We start from the raw sequence: 458 nt of genomic DNA on the forward strand, positions 1-458 counted from the left end.
TTCGACGAGTTCGTCGAGTGGTGGGCGGAGAAGGCCGAGAGCAACGGCGGGCTGCTCTACGAGCCGAAGCGGGGCCGGAGGACACCGTCACTGTTGTGCGGTTTCGACGACACCGACGAGGACGCCTGGCCCACCCTGTGGAGTCTGCGCGATGTCGACGCCGAGTCCGCCCTGTTCATGGAGGCAACCCGATGACCCCTCCCCCCGCCCGGCGCCGCAGGCCCGGCGCGCCGGAGCGCAGCAGCTACCCCCGTCGTGGTGCCGTCCGCCGCGCCCAGATGATCACGACGTACGGCGTCGGCTCGCTCGTCGCGGTGGACAACGAATCGTTCATGGTCACCGGGATCGACTCGTGGAACATCAGCGAGGCACCGACCATCTTCGAGCACCGGCTGGCCCGGGTGCTCGGAGTGAAGTCGTTCCGCCTGCCTCCGGCATCGGACGAGACGAGCAGGGAC

General features: G+C 69.0%; 1 protein-coding gene and 1 pseudogene. Both read left to right on the forward strand.

The genetic code is table 11. The features are described from left to right. A partial coding sequence (locus RNB18_RS51820) for a hypothetical protein (protein ID WP_311721034.1) occupies positions 1-195 on the forward strand: 195 nt, incomplete at its 5' end. Continuing rightward, a pseudogene (locus tag RNB18_RS51825) lies at positions 192-458 on the forward strand (DUF1998 domain-containing protein); the annotation flags it as partial. The gene RNB18_RS51820 and the pseudogene RNB18_RS51825, both read left to right, overlap by 4 nt.

It is taken from the genome of Streptomyces doebereineriae (genome assembly GCF_031845645.1).
In the GTDB taxonomy this organism is placed as follows: domain Bacteria; phylum Actinomycetota; class Actinomycetes; order Streptomycetales; family Streptomycetaceae; genus Streptomyces; species Streptomyces canus.